This is a genomic window from Pseudoponticoccus marisrubri (assembly GCF_001482405.1).
Taxonomy (GTDB): Bacteria; Pseudomonadota; Alphaproteobacteria; order Rhodobacterales; family Rhodobacteraceae; genus Pseudoponticoccus; species Pseudoponticoccus marisrubri.
In genome coordinates, this window is record NZ_LPXO01000012.1 from 1 (window position 1) to 15,273 (window position 15,273).

Below are 15,273 nucleotides of genomic sequence, written 5' to 3' on the forward strand. Positions count from 1 at the left end.
TGGCGTCCCGTCCGCTCCGGCCGGCGTCCCGTGCAGCGCCTCAGCGCCGCCGGTGAAGGGGTATCTACGCCCAACAACAAAACCCCGCAAGCAGTTTTTTCCGGATTCGTCATTTTTTCTTCAACCAAGCCGGAAAAATCAGCAAAACCAGAGACTTGCCAACCCGATTTTCCGCCAAAAACACCCCGAACACCCCCAAAACCCACGCCAGACCACCCCTCAAACCCACCATTCCCCGACTCGCCCGAACTTATCCACAAACTCACCCACAGACTCACACCAAAAACCCAGGCAAGACAGCCGAGCCAACCGGGACTCAGGCCCGAACAAACCGACCAAACAAACGTCCAAAACGAAGGCGAAGAGTGCTACTTTGGAATTCGTGACCGACGCCCAGCCTGTCCCTCCTCGCAGAGACCATGCGACCTGAACAATCGCGGAGGCCTCAGTTGCAAACCGGCTCATGAGCGATGTGAGTGCGCCCTTCATGTTCCGTCCACCAAGGTCCTGCGTCCCTCCTTCGGATATATTGGGAGTTGCTTGCGATATATGGTCGAGCATCGGGCGTGGCGCCTCGCTGCCCATACCCTCTGCTCTACGACAGCGGAGCGCTTTGCGCGCGGCCAACACTTGGCAACAACGCTAAATGGTAGCGCTGCTCTCTGAACCAACCGTTCCGGCGGATTGGAAGGCCGATAATCCAGTCGTCACCGGGCTCATGGCCTCATCGATCCACCGGATTTTTTTTGGCTTAGAAAGCCTTGCGGGTTGGATACGCCCGACGGCAACCGCCGCAATACTACCGAACACCCCTACACCTGTCCCAGACGTACCTCGGCCACCACGCATTCATGGTCGGACAGGGGTGTGCCATCCGGGCCGAGCGATGCCAGTAGCGGGCCTGCTTGGCCGGTTACGTCACGGGCGCAGAACCAGTCCAGTTTCATCCGGCGCGACGGGTGGGGGGTGATGAGGCTGGCGCGGGTGGTCACGCCCTCCGGGGTCAGGTCCCAGTGGTAGCCTCGGGCGCGGGCGGCGTCGAACAAGGTCTCGCGCTGCCAGTCGAAATCGGGTGGCAGGTGGTTGCCGGTATTGAGGTCTCCGCCGATCACCACCGGCAGGTCCGGCGCAAAGGCGTCCACCGCGTCCATCAGCCGGTCGAACTGGGCGCCGCGGTGGGCGACGCCGGCATTGCTTTCGAGGTGGGTGGAGACGACGCAGAGCGGGCCGGCCTCGGTCGGGACGGTCGCGGCTACGGCCATGCGCCCGCCAAGGCGCGGCTGCTCGGGATCGGTGGCGTTCTCGCCGGGCATGAACCAATGGCCGTGGTCGTCCAGCCGGATCAGCGTGGCGCGCTCGAAGGGCACCGTCGAAAGGATGGCATTGCCGTGAAAGCCGAGGCTGTTGAAATCATCCTTGCAGAATTTCCGCTCGGTCGGCCCGCCAAGGCCCAGCTCGAAGAACTCCACCCCGTAAGCGTAGTGCATGCCCAGCCCGGCCGCCATTTCGGCGGTGGTGTTGCGCTGGCCGGTGCGGGACATGCCGTGATCGACCTCGCTCAGAAGCACGATCCCGGGGTAATGCGGCGCCAGCAGGGCCGCGCTCGCCTCGGGGAAAAGGCAGCGCTCCATGTTCCACGCGGCGATGTTGAACCCGGCGGGCAGCGTTTCGGCCGTGCCCGTCCCGCTGAGTTCCAGCGCGTGCATGGCCTCGGTCTCGGCCAGCAGGGCGCGGTGCAGTGCCTCGGTCCGGGTGCCGGTCAGGATGCGGTCCCGGATGGAGTCAGGCACCGCGGGGAGTTTGGGCAGGAGCGCGGTCACAGTCGGTGTCCTTTCTCGGCGCAGAAGAGGTTCACGGCGCCGGGCCGGGCCGACAGCCGCGCCGGGCCGGTGCCCACCTCGGTGTCCTTTGAGACGGAGACCGTGAAGGGCTGCTCCGAGAGGCGGCCATGCAGCAGGCGGTGGGCGCCAAGCTCTTCGACGATCTCGATATCGAAAGCGATGGGGCCCGCGCCATCGAGCGCCATGTCCTCGGGCCGCAGGCCGAGCAGGACGGGGCGGTTGCTCTCGGTGTCGAGCGGCACCGGAACCGCCTGCCCGCCATCGAGCGCCACCGCGCCGTTGCCCGTGCCCCGCCCAGACAGCAGGTTCATCGGCGGCGCACCCATGAAGCTGGCCACAAAGGTCGATGCCGGGCGGTGATAGATCTCGGACGGGGTGCCGATCTGCTCGATCCGGCCGTCATTCAGCACGAAGATGCGGTCGGCCATGGTCATCGCCTCGACCTGGTCATGGGTGACATAGACCGAGGTCACGCCAAGCCGGCGTTGCAGGGCGCGGATCTCGATGCGCATCTGGTTGCGCAGCTTGGCATCGAGATTGGAGAGCGGCTCGTCGAAGAGGAAGAGCGCCGGGTCGCGGACGATGGCGCGACCCATGGCGACGCGCTGGCGCTGCCCGCCCGAGAGCTGCGACGGGCGACGGTCGAGATAGTCGGTCAGGTTCAGCATCTCGGCCGCCTGCGTGACCCGCTGGGCAATCTCGCCGGCGGGTACCTTGCGGTTGCGCAGACCGTAGGCGATGTTCTTGCGCACGGTCATGTGCGGGTAGAGCGCGTAGTTCTGGAACACCATCGCGATGTCGCGATGCGCGGGGTCCACGTCATTGACCACCCGGTCACCGATCCGCATCTCTCCGGTGGTGATCTCCTCGAGCCCCGCGATCATGCGCAACAGCGTGGACTTGCCGCAGCCGGAGGGACCGACAAGGACGACGAACTCGCCCGGCTCGATCTCGAAGCTGCAGGGATGCACGGCGGTGAAGCCGTTGGGATAGGTCTTGCTCAGGTCGGTGACGCTCAACTGGGCCATTGCTGCTGCTTTCTACTTGTCCGTTTCCGTCAGGCCCTTCACGAACCAGCTCTGGAAGGTGACGACGATGGCGACGGGCGGGATCATGGCGATGAGGGCCAGTGCCATGGCGCGGCCGTAATCGGGAATCTCCGAGCCCTCGGCGATGGCCTGCACGATCTGGCGGATGCCGCGCACGAGGGTGAACAGGCTTTCCTCGGTGGTGATCAGGGTCGGCCAGAGATACTGGTTCCAGCCATAGACGAACATGATGATGAAGATGGCCGCGATCATGGTCCGCGAGAGCGGCACGAGGATGTCGACGAAGAACTTGAACGGTCCGGCCCCGTCGATGCGCGCGGCCTCGACCAGTTCTTCGGGCACCGACATGAAGAACTGCCGGAAGAAGAAGGTGCCGGTGGCCGAGGCCAGCAGCGGCACGATCAGCCCGGTATAGCTGTTGGTCAGCCCCATGCCCTGGATCACCTCGTAGGACGGCACGATCCGCACCTCCAGCGGCAGAAGCAGCGTGGTGAAGATCACCCAGAAGGCCAGCGTGGCAAAGCGCAGACGGAAATAGACGATCGCGTAGGCCGCCATCATCGACAGGATGATCTTGCCCACGGCAAAGCCGACGCCGAGGATGAAGGAATTCATCAGCATCGTCGCGCCGGTGATGTCGCCGGTGAAGCCGCCGGGTTCGAACATGGCGGCGTTGAAATTGGTCAACGTCTCGCTGCCGAAGGCCCATTGCAGCCCCTCGCGCTGGATCAGCACCTTGTCATGGCTGGCCGTGGTCAGCGCCAGGAAGATCGGCGTCAGCATGAACAGCGCGCCGCAGATCAGCACCGCGTGGTCCAGCACGGTTTCCAGCTTGAGCCGGCGCCGGCGCGGCGTGACGGCAGAGACGGGGGCGGTATCGGTCGCGGTCATCGTCTCTCTCCTCAGGTATAATGGATGCGGCGTTCGAGCAGGCGGAACTGAAACACGGTCAGGATCAGGACCAGCACCATCAGGACCACCGACTGCGCCGCCGAGCCGCCGATGTCATTGCCCCGGAAGCCGTCGATGAAGACCTTGTAGACAAGGGTCATCGGGTTGGAGGCGGGGTTGTTCTTCACCAGCGTGTCGATGATGCCGAACGTGTCGAACAGCGAATAGGTGATGTTGATGATCAGCAGGAAGAAGGCGGTGGGCGCCAGCAGCGGGAAGGTCACCTCCCAGAAGCGGCGAAAGCCCGAAGGATTGTCGATCCGGGCGGCTTCCAGCACCGGCTTGGGGATCGACTGAAGCCCGGACAGGAAGAAGATGAAGTTCACCGGCGTCTGGATCCAGACCGACACGACCACCATGGCCAGCGCGGTATCGCTGTAGGAGACGCCAAGCCGGTAGTCATATCCCAGCGCGGCAAAGAGATCGGTGATGGCGCCGATATTCTGGTCGAACAGCGCCACGCCGATCAGACCAGCGACCGGCGGCGCCACCGCGTAGACCCACATCAGCAGGGTGCGATAGGTCCGGGCACCGCGGATGACCTTGTCCGCCTTCACCGCCAAGAGCAGCGCAAGCCCCAGCGAGAGGCCGGTAACCAGCAGGGTGAAGACCAGCGTGAACCGGGCCACGCGCATGTATTCCGACGAGGTCCAGAGCCGCGTGTAATTGTCCATGCCGACGAATTGCGACCCGAAGCCGAAAGGATCCTGAAGGTAGAAGGAGGAATGCACCGCGTTCCAGGCCGGCCAGTAGAAGAAGATCGCGATGATCGTGAGCTGCGGAACCAGCAGCATGACGGGCAGCAGGCGATGATCGAAACGGGCGCGTTTCATGGCGGGCTCCGGCTTTGAACGGGATCGGCGGCCACGCAGAGCGCGGCCGCCGAAACAGGGTATTGGAAAGGATCAGGACTGGGTCTGGGCAAAGCGCGCCAGCAGCGCGTCGGCTTCCTTCTTGATCGCGGCAAAGGCGTCATCGACCGAGGTCTCGCCCGTCAGCAGGCGGGTATATTCGCGGTTCATCACGTCGCGGATCTGGACGTAGAAGCCCATGCGGTAGCCGCGGGTGTTCTCGCCGGCCGGCAGCGACAGCTGCTGGATGCCGACCTCGGCCGCCGGGAAACGGTCGTAATGGCCGTCTTCCTTGGCCAGCTCATAGGCGGCGGTGGTGATCGGAACGTAGCCGGTTTCCTTGTGCCACATGTACTGGACTTCCGGCGAGGTCAGGTAGCGGAAGAACTCTGCCGTCGCCTTGTTTTCCTCGTCCGAATGGCCGGACATGGCGAAGTTGGCCGCGCCGCCGATGAAGGTCTGCTTCGGCTCGGTGGTGATCTTCTCCCAGTAGGGCAGATAGGTGGCGGAGAAGTCGAAATCCGCCTTCTGCGCCAGACCGCCGAAGGAGCCCGACGAGCCCAGCCACATGGCGACGTCACCCTGCTCGAACGGCTTGGCGTTGTCGTCCCAGGCCGCGCCGTAGAAGCCGAACAGGCCGTCATCGACCCACGACTTGAACGAGGCGAAGTGTTCCTTGATCTCGGGCGCGTCCATGTTGATCGTCACGTTGACGCTGTCGAACCCGTTATTGTCCGAGGCAAACGGCAGGTTGTGGCGCGAGAAGAAGTTCTCGGTGAAGATCCAGGGCATGTGCGACTGGGTCATCGGGATGTAGCCGGCTTCCTTGAGCGCGGGGGCGGTCACCGACTCGAACTCTTCCCAGGTCTTCGGCGGGGTCACGCCGGCCTCTTCGAGCGCCTCGGTGTTGTAGTACATGATGGGCGAGGAGGAGTTGAACGGCATGCCGATCATCTTGCCGTCGCTGTCGGCATAGAAGTAGCGCACGCCCGAGATGTAATCTTCGATGTCGAAGGGCACGTCATTGGCCTTCAGCAGGTCCTCGACCGGCAGAACGGCGCCCGGGGCGGCGATCACGGTGGCGGCGCCGGCATCGAAGACCTGCACGATGTTGGGCTGCTCGCCGGCACGGAAGGCGGCGATGGTCGCGGTCAGGGTCTCTTCATAGGTGCCCTTGAACACGGGGGTGATCGTGTAGTCGTCCTGGCTGGCGTTGAAGTCGCTGGCGATCTGGTTGACGACTTCGCCCAGCTGGCCGCCCATGCCGTGCCACCAGGTGATCTCGGTTTCCGCGAAGGCCGGCAGGGTCAGGCCGACGAGGGCGCCTGCCGAAAGAATGGTCGTGCTTTTCATCTCGAGCTCCAGTTGTCGCAATGTGCCGTCAGGGCACAAAGGGAGAGGTCCGCGCGGATCGCCCCACGCGGGTCAAAAAAGGTCCATGGCTGCGCATGGGCAGCTTTCCTGCGTTGGGGAAGTACCCTCAACGCATTGGAAACAAATCCAGAAACTCCGGCGTCGCCGAGAATCCCGCGTTCGGGACTCCCGATGATCCGGCAGATCTGCATGCGTGCTCACCTAGGCCAGAGACGTGACGCTCATGTGACAGCTTGCGTGAAAGATTGATGACATCGCACTGACCGACCGGGGGAACGCGACACCTCCGAGAACGCGCCCGGGGGGCGTCGACGAAGCATCACGACGACGGACGGGGCATCGCACGCGGACATGCGCAGATCGGCTCTCTCGCGTGCCGCCTCCCGTACGGCCCATGTCGATCCAAGCGTGCGCGCACGCCTTCAAACTCGCCGTACAGCCGGGACAAAGCCCCAACGCGCTCGCCGCAGCCTCGACCTCGCTCCCGAAGGCCTCGCAATCCGCGCCACGGGCCTGAGTGCCGCGTTCGACGAAGGCGACACCGCCGAGATCACGCTGCTGACCTCAGCCGGGGACATCGCGTTGACGGTGGCCGTTGAAGCCGCCGACGCCCGCCAACACAGCCACGCCGGCCACAGTCACTGACGCGGTCCGGACGCTTGCGTCTCTGATTTCCGTTGGTGGCTTGCGTGAGCAGGCGTATCGTCGGGGTGCAGGTGTCGGGAAAGGGAGCCGCATGCTGGAACTGATCAACGTATGTGTCGCGGCGCTGGTGGCCTTTGTCGCCGGGGCGGGGTGGTACATGGCGCTGGCCGAGCCGTGGATGCAGGCCTCGGGGATTGCGCGGGGTCCGGACGGGCAGCCCGAGGGCGGCGGCATGAAACCCTCGGTCATGGTGCTGACCTTCGTCATGCAGCTGGTCGTGGCCGGCATGATGCGCCATGTCTTCGTGCTGGGCGGGATCGACACGCTTGGCGCGGGACTGGTCGGCGGGCTGGGGATCGGGCTGTTCCTGATCGCGCCGTGGATCGCGCTGAACAATGCCAACGCGATGAAACCGGCCAAGCTGACGCTGATCGATGGCGGCTATGCCACGCTGGCCTGCATGCTGATGGGCGGGGTGCTGACGCTTTTCTGACGCCGCCACGGACGCGACACGGCGCACCCGGCACAACCCAAGAACGGGAGATCCGGCCATGACCGGACCCCCCGTTCCCCCACGTGCTCCCTACGCACCACACGTGTAACGAAATCTGGGTTCCGGCCGTTCTGGCCGCGTTGACCTGAGCTTAGCCGCCGGGTCCGCGCCGTTCAACGCGCGAATGCCGACAATTGGAACGACCCGGCCTAGCCGTAGACCGCGTCCTTGCCGAAATGCTTGGTCAGCATGTAGTAGATCACGGCGCGGTACTTGTTGCGCTCGGAGCGGCCATAGGTCTCGATCACCTGGTTGATCGCATCCATCAGCTCGGGGCTGTCGGTCAGGCCCAGCTTCTTGATCAGGAAGTTCTCCTTGACGGTCTCCAGCTCGTGCGGCTGGCCAGCCGCGACGGTCGAGGCGTCGGGGTTGTAGATCGCCGGGCCGCAGCCGATGGTCACCTTGCGCAGAAGCGCCATGTCGGGCTCCATCCCGCATTTCTCGCGCAGCTCGGCCGCGTATTTCTCGATCAGCTCGTCACGTCGTCCCATGGGTCTTCCTCTGCCGTGCCGGGCGCCTGCCGCGCCGCTGTCCTCGTCCCGAAGCCCCGCCGGGGCCCCATGCGAATCGTTGCCGACAAATGAAATTCTGACAATGGGAAATATCCCGGCGCTTTCCCGCATCGCGGCTTCGCAGGACCGGCGCGGGCGGCTATGCTGGGGCGGCGCGCCGGGCCGGACCGGCTCGCCAGCGCCGGAAAGGGCCCCAATGCCGCAGATGCCAGACGTCGCCCGCCGCCGCTTTGTCGACCCGATCTGCGATTCCGGGCGGTGGGACGCGTTCCGCCCGCGCCCCGGCGATATCGTGGTCTCGACCCCGCCGAAATCCGGCACAACGTGGATGCAGGGCATCCTCGCGCTACTGATCTCGGGCGATCCGCAGGTGGATGCGAACCCCTCGATGAAGGCGCCGTGGATCGACATGAAGATGCGCCCGCTGGACGAGGTCATGGCCCGGCTGGAGGCGCAGACCGGGCGGCGCCACGTCAAGTCGCATTCCCCCTTCGACTGCATCCCCGACTGGCCGCAGCTGCGCTATATCGCCGTCTACCGCCACCCGATCGATGTGCATTTATCGTACCGGGCGCACCGGGCGAACATGCGCTTCGATGTGGGCCTGGCCGAGGTCGCGCAGGACCCGTCCGAGAGCTTTCGGCATTTCCTGCAGGACCGGACCGAGCATCACGGGCTGCCGGTGATCCTCGATCACTATCGCAGCGCGCTGGCCCGCGACGGGCAGGAGAGCCTGGCCCGGTTCCACTATGCCGACATGCTGCGCGACCTTGGGGGTGCGGTCGCGCGGGTGGCGCAGCACGTGGGCATCGACCACCCGCCCGAGCAGCTGGCCCGCCTGACCGAGGCCGCGCGTTTCGACAGCATGAAGGCCAATGCCGACCGGTTCACGCCCTCGGCTGGACAGGGATTCTGGCATGATGACCGGGCCTTCTTCGACAGCGCGCGCTGCAACAAGTGGGAGGGGGTGCTGAGCGCCGAAGATCTGGCCGCCTATGACGCGGTGATGGCCGCCGCGCTGGAACCCGACCAGCGCCGCTGGCTGGAAGGGGGCGATTCGGGGCTGGCCGGCGTAGGATAACGCGAAGCCTTGAAGGCTCGGACACGCATGGGATGTAGCGCCTGCGGGCGGTACACGGTGCCGCGATCATTGTGCGCGGATGCAGCACAACCCAAGGAGAGCCTCGACATTGTTTCGCCAACCAGAACAATGCGCCCACTGGCCGAATGCGCCATCAAGACCCGGATGCGCCAGAAACAATCCGTTTTTCCAAGCGGAATCCAGTTCTGACGTTGTGGAAAAAAGGGTAAACTTTGATCGACCTTTTGGGGAGGGTGGCATGTCGACATCGAACTTGGAAGAGCATGAAACGGGCCCGCCGCGACCGGCGGGGCAGAACCGCTCGAACGGAACGCTGACGCGGGCCGAACTGGCGCAGGCGCGGCAGGCCGGCCTGTCGCTGGCCTATGATGCCGCGCAGGACGGCTGGGTGCGGCTGGACGTGATCGACGATATCGATCCGCCGGAAAGCGCGGGGGCGGCCGACATCACCCTGCGCCCGTGGCGGGCAGAGGATGTCTTCACCTATGTCGCGCTGCTGGATGACAACGCCGTGTGGGAGACCCTGCCCGAGGACTATCCCGCTCCGCTGACCGGGGACATGGCCCGCGCGCTGATCGAGCTGTCCAATGACAGCCCGCACCACCTTGTCCGCGCCATCGTGATGGACGGCGCGCCGGTGGGCCAGGTGCGCCTGCAATACGACGCCGACCCCGGCGACAGCGCCACGGCCGAGATCAGCTATTGGCTGGGCCGGGCCTATTGGGGGCGCGGCATCGCCTCGGCCACGGTGGCGCGCTTCGCGGAATCGAGCCTGGCGCGGCACCCCGGGATCACGCGGCTGATCGCGCGGGTCAAGTCCGGCAACATCGCCTCGGCCCGGGTACTGGAAAAGGCCGGCTTCCGGCTGCAGGGCACCGACCCCAAGGATGCGGACTGGCAGGTCTACCACCGCAGCCGTTAGGCCCTTGGCGCGCCCGGCCCGCACCGGACGCGTCGGCCCCGCTCAGGGCTTGCCGATACAGGCGGCCAGCTCGGCCTCGCGGGCCTTCTGCTCGGCATTCATGACGGCCATGTCCGGCCCGGTCATGCACCAGCCGAAATGCGCCGTGTATTCGGTCAGCCAGCGCGGCCCGACAAAGCCGCAGCCGCGCGCCGCCGCCTCTTGGGCCAGCGCCGTGGCGTGCTTGGCATAGGTGTCGCAGACCACCTTCTGCTGGTCGGGCAGCGGCAGCGGCACGGTCGGGATCGGCGTCACGGTGCCGGTCTTCATCCCCTTGTCGTCGGGATGCAGGTTCATGACGAACTCGAGATAGGCCCCGAACTTGTCACCCGGCCAGGTGGTGCGGCCATCCCCGACCAGCCGCTTGGCGTGGTTCATGCGGATGTCGTAATGCCCCTCGCGCTTGCCGATGCGCGACCGGGCCTGCTGAGCGTTGACGAACACCTCGAACTCCATGCCGATACTGGTGTCGGGCGCCGGGTCGAGATCGGCCCAGTCATCTGAGCCGCTGTCGGACTCGGTGATGTACAGGGTTATGTCCATCTTGGTGTAGCGCGGCACGTTGCGGATATAGACGATCTCGGCGAACCCGGTCTCCCAATAGCCGCCGCGGCTGATCGAGAAATCCCAGTCATGCGGGATCGTCACCACCGTCTTGCAGCGCACCGGCCCGGTCCAGCCCGGCTTTTTCGGATCGTAATCCGTGACCTGCACATGCAGCTGCAGCACGTGTTCGAAATCGTTCCCGATCACGTCGCCATCGCCCTCGTCACTGTCGACCCCCATCAGGCGGGGGTGGAAGACGAAGGTGGCGGTTTCCTCTGCCGTGGCGGGACAGTCATGGACCCAGTCGCGCGCCTGCGCGGGCTGCACGGTTGCGATCAGGCCAAGGGCCGCGGCCCACAGGCAGGATGAAAGGATTGGTCGGCGGCTGAACATCGTCGTGACTCCGGTTCAATCTGGCGCGTCCCGCCCGGAGTATAGCGCGCCGCCGCCCCGCCCCCCATGATCCCGATCATGCCCCGCCCGAATCGAAACGGCGGGGCGCCGCAAGGCACCCCGCCGCCATGTCACCGCGCAGCGCGCGGGTCTCAGTACCGGTAATGCTCGGGCTTGAACGGGCCCTCGGGCGTGACGCCGATGTAATCCGCCTGCTCGGAGGAAAGCGTCGACAGCTTGACGCCGATCCGCTCGAGATGCAGGCGTGCCACCTTCTCGTCGAGATGCTTGGGCAGGATGTAGACCCCGGGCGTGTAGTCTTCGGCATTCTTCCACAGCTCGATCTGCGCCAGCACCTGGTTGGTGAAGCTGGCCGACATCACGAAGGACGGGTGGCCGGTGGCATTGCCGAGGTTCAGCAGACGGCCCTCGGACAGCAGGATGATGCGATTGCCGGCCGGCATCTCGATCATGTCCACCTGGTCCTTGATGTTGGTCCACTTGTGGTTCTTCAGGCTGGCGACCTGGATCTCGTTGTCGAAATGGCCGATATTCCCGACGATCGCCATGTCCTTCATCTCGCGCATGTGCTCGATGCGGATCACGTCCTTGTTGCCGGTGGTGGTGACGAAGATGTCGGCAGTCGAGACCACGTCCTCCAGCAGCACCACCTCGAACCCGTCCATCGCCGCCTGCAGCGCGCAGATCGGGTCGATCTCGGTGATCTTGACGCGCGCGCCGGCACCGCGCAGCGACGCGGCCGAGCCCTTGCCCACGTCGCCATAGCCGCAGACCACGGCGACCTTGCCGGCCATCATCGTGTCGGTGGCGCGGCGGATGCCGTCGACAAGGCTTTCCTTGCAGCCATACTTGTTGTCGAATTTCGACTTGGTCACGCTGTCATTGACGTTGATCGCCGGGAAGGGCAGCCGCCCCTCCTTCTGCAGCGCATAGAGACGGTTGACCCCGGTCGTCGTCTCTTCGGAGACACCGCGGATCGCGTCGCGGGTCTTGGTGAACCAGCCCGGGCTTTCGGCCATGCGCTTGGCGATCTGCTTCTTGATCACCTCCTCCTCTTCGGATTGCGGCACGGGGATGATCTCTTCGCCCGCTTCGGCCCGCGCGCCCAGCAGCACGTAGAGCGTCGCGTCGCCGCCATCGTCGAGGATCATGTTCGCGCCCTCGGGGAACAGAAAGGACTTGTCGAGATAGTCCCAATGCTCCTCCAGCGTCTGGCCCTTGACGGCGAAGACCGGGGTGCCGCCCGCCGCGATGGCGGCCGCCGCGTGATCCTGGGTCGAGAAGATGTTGCACGACGCCCAGCGCACGTCGGCGCCCAGCGCGACCAGCGTCTCGATCAGCACCGCGGTCTGGATCGTCATGTGCAGGCTGCCCACGATCCGCGCGCCGGCCAGCGGCTTGGCATCGCCGTATTCCGCGCGCAGCGCCATCAGGCCCGGCATCTCGGTCTCGGCAATGTCCAGTTCCTTGCGACCGAAATCGGCCAACGCGATATCCTTGACGACGTAATCCTTGGCCATCCGCCCGTCTCCATCTGTGTCTAGGGATTGCCCGGGCACCTATCATTCCTTGCGTCACGCGACAACGCGGATAAACTCACAATCAAAACAGACCGGCGAGGCGACGGCATGAGCAGCGACACCATCACGCAGCCCGACCCGACCTGCCCGGGCACCGAGGCGCGCAACGAGTACGGGCGCTATCACGTGCCGCAGGGGCTGGAGGGGCGCCCGGCCGCCAAGGCCGTGCTGGCCGGCCGCGCCTTCGAGCCCGAGACGCTGGCCTTTATGCGCGCCCATGCGGGCGACGGTGACATCATCCATGCGGGCGCCTTCTTCGGCGATTTCATCCCGGCCCTGTCGCAGGCCTTGGCGCCCGGCGCGCGGCTCTGGGCGTTCGAGCCCAATCCCGGCAATTTCGCTGCCGCGCAACGAACCGTCGCGCTCAACGGGCTGGAGAATGTCACCCTGGCCAATGCCGCGCTCTCCAACCGGGACGAGACGGTGCTGTTCCGCACGCGGGACGCGGAAGGAAAGTCGCTGGGCGGGATCTCGCATTTCGTCGAGGAGGACGGCGAGGGGGTGGAGCCCGTCCGGGCCGTGATGCTGGATTTCAGCGTGCCGCTGGCGCGTCCGGTCTCGATCCTGCAACTGGATGTCGAGGGGCACGAGAAACAGGCCCTGAAGGGCGCCTACCACATCATCAACCGGTGGCAGCCCATCCTGATCCTCGAGTATTTCTCGCAGACCCAGTGGATCAACCGCACCTTCCGCAGCCTCAGCTACACGCGCATCGGCAAGCTGCACGGCAATTTCGTATACGCCCCCGACGGCGCGGGGATCACGCTCTAGCTCGGCAGGCCCGCGGGTTGCGGCTTGCGCACCACCCAGTCGGTGCCGTGGGCGGCGATGCAGGTGATGCCGTTGGCGCGGGTGACCAGCAGCGTCCAGGTGCCGTATTCGGGCGAGGCCCAGATCTCCATCAGCTGGCTCTGGCCTTGCAGCCCGCCGGCAGTGCGCACCTCGTCATGGCGGTCCGACAGCATCTCGACGATCTCGGCCCGGGGGCCACAGGACATGTGTTGGGCAAAGGCGGGGAGGGCCGATGCAACAAGCATCGCGCCGCCCGCAAGAACGGGCCTGATCATGGCATTTTCCTCTCTGTTTACGCGGAGGAAACGCATGAAACCCGCCTTTGGTTCAGTTTCCCCGCCCGCGCTCACGGGCTTGTCATGCAAGGCGTCGATTTACAGCCGGGCGCGATCGGCCTAGAGCACGGCCGAGCCAAGAGGACGACATGCCCAAACCCCAACGCGCCTGGCAACGGATGCTCTCGGGCCGCAGGCTGGACCTGCTGGACCCGACCCCGGTGGATATCGAGATCGAGGACATCGCCCACGGGCTGGCCTTCGTGGCCCGCTGGAACGGGCAGACCCAGGGCGATTACGCCTATTCCGTGGCCGAGCATTCCCTGCTGGTCGAAACGATCTTCGGGCGGCTCTGCCCGCAGGCCGGCGCGGCCGAGCGGCTGACCGCCCTTCTGCACGACGCCCCCGAATACGTGATCGGCGACATGATCTCGCCGGTGAAGGCCGCGGTGGGCCCGGGCTATGAGGAGCTGGACAAGCGGCTGAGCGCGGCGGTGCATATCCGCTTCGGCCTGCCCGCCCTGCCCGACCCGCGGCTCAAGAAACAGATCAAGAAGGCCGACCGCGTCTCGGCCTGGATGGAGGCGGTGCAGATCGCGGGCTTTACCGAGGCCGAGGCCAACCGCTTCTTCGGCGCGCCGGACCGCGCGATGATCGCCGACCTGTCCATCCGGCTGCGCCCGCCGGTCGAGGTCCGTACCGAGTTCACCGCCCGCCACGCCACCCTTCTGGAGCAGATGCCATGATCACCTGCCGCCCCGCCGGGCCGCTCGATGCCCGCCCGCTGGCCGAGCTGATCAACGAGATCATTGAGGCCGGCGGCAGCACCGCCCTCACCACGCTCTTCACCCCGCAGAGCATGCGCGACTGGATGACCCGTGCCGAGGGGCGCGCCGCCTGGACCTTGGCCGAGGACGAGAGCGGCACCGTGCTGGGCTTCCAGTGTATCGAGCCGGCCGAGTACCTGCCGGAGGAGGCGGTCGAGATCGCCACCTTTGCCCGGCGTGGCCGCACCGGGCTGGGCATCGGCTCGGCGCTGTTCGAGCGCACCAAGGCCGCCGCGCGGGCGCTGGGCTATGCTTGGATCAACGCAAATATCCGCGCCGACAATGCCGGCGGGCTGGCCTATTACCAGAGCCGCGGGTTCGAAGATTACGCCATCAAGCGCGGGGTGGATATCGGCGGCGGGCTGACCGTCGACAAGGTGTTCAAGCGCTACGACCTGTGACGCGGCCCCCGCTCAGCGCGGGCTGCGCTTGGCCAGGATGCGTTGCAGGGTGCGGCGATGCATGTTCAGCCGCCGCGCGGTTTCCGAGACATTGCGGTCACAGAGCTCGTAGACCCGCTGGATATGTTCCCAGCGCACGCGATCCGCGCTCATCGGGTTCTCGGGCGGCGGGGGCAGGTCGTCGCCCTTGGCCAAAAGCGCGTTGGTGATGTCCATCGCGTCGGCCGGCTTGGACAGGTAATCCGTGGCGCCGATCTTGACCGCGGCCACCGCAGTGGCGATGGCGCCGTAGCCGGTGAGCACGACGATGCGCGAATCGGGGCGCTTCTCGCGCAGCACCTCGACCACGTCCAGCCCGTTGCCATCCTCCAGCCGCAGGTCGACCACCGCGTAGGCCGGCGGACGGGCGGTGGCGACGGCGGTCCCGGCCGCGACCGACCCGGCCATCTCGACCTCGAAACCACGCTTCTCCATGGCCTTGGCAAGGCGCCGCAGGAACGGCTCGTCATCATCGACGAGCAGCAATGTCCGGTCCTCGCCCAGTTCCTCGAAGTCGTGATCCGCCAAGGCCGTGCTCCTCGCCCAACTATCCGTGTGGC

Annotated in this window: 18 protein-coding genes; 7 read left to right on the forward strand and 11 right to left on the reverse strand. The window is 65.7% G+C overall.

Going from position 1 to position 15,273, the window contains the following annotated elements:
• From AVJ23_RS23185 to AVJ23_RS16630, 6 genes are all read right to left on the reverse strand, one after another.
• Positions 1 to 206 (reverse strand): hypothetical protein (locus AVJ23_RS23185; RefSeq protein ID WP_205626877.1); only part of this gene is annotated, 206 nt, incomplete at its 3' end.
• 606 nt (positions 207 to 812) lie between these two features.
• Positions 813 to 1,790 carry an endonuclease/exonuclease/phosphatase family protein gene (locus AVJ23_RS16610; RefSeq protein WP_240484693.1) on the reverse strand — a complete coding sequence of 326 codons (978 nt, stop codon included), beginning with the start codon at positions 1,788 to 1,790 and terminating at the stop codon, positions 813 to 815.
• 26 nt (positions 1,791 to 1,816) lie between these two features.
• Positions 1,817 to 2,869, reverse strand: a complete 1,053-nt coding sequence (locus AVJ23_RS16615) for an ABC transporter ATP-binding protein (protein WP_058863344.1) — start codon at positions 2,867 to 2,869, stop codon at positions 1,817 to 1,819.
• Between the two features lie 12 nt (positions 2,870 to 2,881).
• Positions 2,882 to 3,781, reverse strand: coding sequence for a sn-glycerol-3-phosphate ABC transporter permease UgpE (gene ugpE, locus AVJ23_RS16620; protein WP_084794680.1), 900 nt, complete (start codon positions 3,779 to 3,781; stop codon positions 2,882 to 2,884).
• 11 nt (positions 3,782 to 3,792) lie between these two features.
• Positions 3,793 to 4,674, reverse strand: a complete 882-nt coding sequence (locus AVJ23_RS16625; RefSeq protein WP_058863345.1) for an ABC transporter permease subunit — start codon at positions 4,672 to 4,674, stop codon at positions 3,793 to 3,795.
• 72 nt (positions 4,675 to 4,746) lie between these two features.
• On the reverse strand, positions 4,747 to 6,045 hold the full coding sequence (locus AVJ23_RS16630; protein WP_058863346.1) for an extracellular solute-binding protein: 1,299 nt from the start codon (positions 6,043 to 6,045) through the stop codon (positions 4,747 to 4,749).
• A gap of 429 nt (positions 6,046 to 6,474) precedes the next feature.
• Between AVJ23_RS16630 and AVJ23_RS16635 the strand changes: the two genes are divergently transcribed.
• On the forward strand, positions 6,475 to 6,711 hold the full coding sequence (locus AVJ23_RS16635; RefSeq protein ID WP_157772696.1) for a hypothetical protein: 237 nt from the start codon (positions 6,475 to 6,477) through the stop codon (positions 6,709 to 6,711).
• 94 nt (positions 6,712 to 6,805) lie between these two features.
• Complete coding sequence (locus tag AVJ23_RS16640) at positions 6,806 to 7,204, forward strand: DUF1761 domain-containing protein (protein WP_058863462.1); 399 nt, start codon at positions 6,806 to 6,808, stop codon at positions 7,202 to 7,204.
• A gap of 209 nt (positions 7,205 to 7,413) precedes the next feature.
• Here AVJ23_RS16640 and AVJ23_RS16645 read toward each other — a convergent pair whose 3' ends face one another.
• Positions 7,414 to 7,755, reverse strand: coding sequence for a DUF2853 family protein (locus AVJ23_RS16645; RefSeq protein WP_058863348.1), 342 nt, complete (start codon positions 7,753 to 7,755; stop codon positions 7,414 to 7,416).
• A gap of 226 nt (positions 7,756 to 7,981) precedes the next feature.
• On the opposite strand from AVJ23_RS16645, the gene AVJ23_RS16650 reads away from it, so the two are divergent.
• Positions 7,982 to 8,857: a sulfotransferase domain-containing protein gene (locus AVJ23_RS16650; RefSeq protein WP_157772697.1), complete on the forward strand. Its 876-nt coding sequence runs from the start codon at positions 7,982 to 7,984 to the stop codon at positions 8,855 to 8,857.
• 259 nt (positions 8,858 to 9,116) lie between these two features.
• Positions 9,117 to 9,800, forward strand: a complete 684-nt coding sequence (locus AVJ23_RS16655; RefSeq protein ID WP_058863350.1) for a GNAT family N-acetyltransferase — start codon at positions 9,117 to 9,119, stop codon at positions 9,798 to 9,800.
• A 42-nt stretch (positions 9,801 to 9,842) separates the two neighbouring features.
• Here AVJ23_RS16655 and AVJ23_RS16660 read toward each other — a convergent pair whose 3' ends face one another.
• Complete coding sequence (locus tag AVJ23_RS16660) at positions 9,843 to 10,712, reverse strand: hypothetical protein (RefSeq protein WP_058863351.1); 870 nt, start codon at positions 10,710 to 10,712, stop codon at positions 9,843 to 9,845.
• A 218-nt stretch (positions 10,713 to 10,930) separates the two neighbouring features.
• Positions 10,931 to 12,319: an adenosylhomocysteinase gene (gene ahcY, locus AVJ23_RS16665; RefSeq protein ID WP_058863352.1), complete on the reverse strand. Its 1,389-nt coding sequence runs from the start codon at positions 12,317 to 12,319 to the stop codon at positions 10,931 to 10,933.
• Positions 12,320 to 12,427: 108 nt separating this feature from the next.
• Between ahcY and AVJ23_RS16670 the strand changes: the two genes are divergently transcribed.
• Positions 12,428 to 13,150, forward strand: coding sequence for an FkbM family methyltransferase (locus tag AVJ23_RS16670; RefSeq protein WP_058863353.1), 723 nt, complete (start codon positions 12,428 to 12,430; stop codon positions 13,148 to 13,150).
• On the opposite strand, the gene AVJ23_RS16675 is transcribed toward AVJ23_RS16670, so the two are convergent.
• The gene (locus AVJ23_RS16675) at positions 13,147 to 13,377 is read right to left on the reverse strand and encodes a hypothetical protein (RefSeq protein ID WP_240484695.1); all 231 of its coding nucleotides are present in this window, start codon (positions 13,375 to 13,377) and stop codon (positions 13,147 to 13,149) included. The two genes, AVJ23_RS16670 and AVJ23_RS16675, sit on opposite strands and share 4 nt — an antisense overlap.
• A 218-nt stretch (positions 13,378 to 13,595) precedes the next feature.
• Here AVJ23_RS16675 and AVJ23_RS16680 point away from each other — a divergent pair, with 218 nt between their 5' ends.
• Both AVJ23_RS16680 and AVJ23_RS16685 read left to right on the forward strand, forming a co-directional pair.
• The gene (locus AVJ23_RS16680) at positions 13,596 to 14,192 is read left to right on the forward strand and encodes an HD domain-containing protein (RefSeq protein WP_058863355.1); all 597 of its coding nucleotides are present in this window, start codon (positions 13,596 to 13,598) and stop codon (positions 14,190 to 14,192) included.
• On the forward strand, positions 14,189 to 14,674 hold the full coding sequence (locus AVJ23_RS16685) for a GNAT family N-acetyltransferase (protein WP_058863356.1): 486 nt from the start codon (positions 14,189 to 14,191) through the stop codon (positions 14,672 to 14,674). Before AVJ23_RS16680 ends, AVJ23_RS16685 begins: the two co-directional genes overlap by 4 nt.
• Before the next feature lie 12 nt (positions 14,675 to 14,686).
• On the opposite strand, the gene AVJ23_RS16690 is transcribed toward AVJ23_RS16685, so the two are convergent.
• A complete protein-coding gene (locus AVJ23_RS16690; RefSeq protein ID WP_058863357.1) occupies positions 14,687 to 15,241 on the reverse strand; it encodes an ActR/PrrA/RegA family redox response regulator transcription factor in 555 nt (184 codons plus the stop codon).
• Positions 15,242 to 15,273: the final 32 nt, after the last annotated feature.